General features: G+C 40.8%; 1 pseudogene. It reads right to left on the bottom strand.

The window, feature by feature from the left end:
- Nucleotides 1–665, bottom strand: a pseudogene (locus tag DWW13_RS19640) (ATP-binding protein); the annotation flags it as partial.

Genomic DNA, 665 nt, shown 5'->3' with positions numbered 1-665 from the left:
CTGTCTAAAGCGTCCACCACATTTGAGCTGGTTTCACTTCCAGCTTGATAGGCGTGATTATCCAAATCTTTCAATTCCTTTTTCTTGTTGCGGACTGTCGTTAATGCTTTCCGATTTTCCACGATTTCTACATTCATAGAAGTATCAACGGGGAATGTGAATTGCTGTTGCTGGAAATAGAAGATTTCACCGGACGGAAAATCCAGCTCGCCCACAATCGCATTGACGGTAAAGTAGGACACATAGCTTTCCTTGTCCTCATGTTCCAATCGTAAATACCTTTGGCTTTCCTCAATCACACATCTTGTCGGACGAATAAGGTCGTAGTATTTTATCTGCGTTTCTCTCCTCAATTTCTTCTTTGGTAACTGATACTCATAATCTTCATAAGCGATACCGTCCCTGCCGTAAAGATGTTCCATGAGATACCCAAAATCATGGATTTCCAAGCGACACACCTTAAAGCGACGGGAGATTTTATTTTCCAGTAACTTTTCCATTTTCATGTAACGGTTGATTTCATCATTCGGCATGGAAACAAAGTCATTCATCAGCGTGTGGTTTACTTCATGGAGAAATTCCTTGAATGTCAGCCACGCCGATTTTTTGATGTTCTTCAGATTAAGCTGTTCTTCTGTAACCATGAGCTTAAAGCCAAGAAAAAA

The sequence above is a fragment of the Blautia sp. AF14-40 genome (genome assembly GCF_003479665.1).
GTDB lineage: Bacteria > Bacillota > Clostridia > Lachnospirales > Lachnospiraceae > Fusicatenibacter > Fusicatenibacter saccharivorans.
This window is presented reverse-complemented; position numbering and strand designations above follow the sequence as displayed.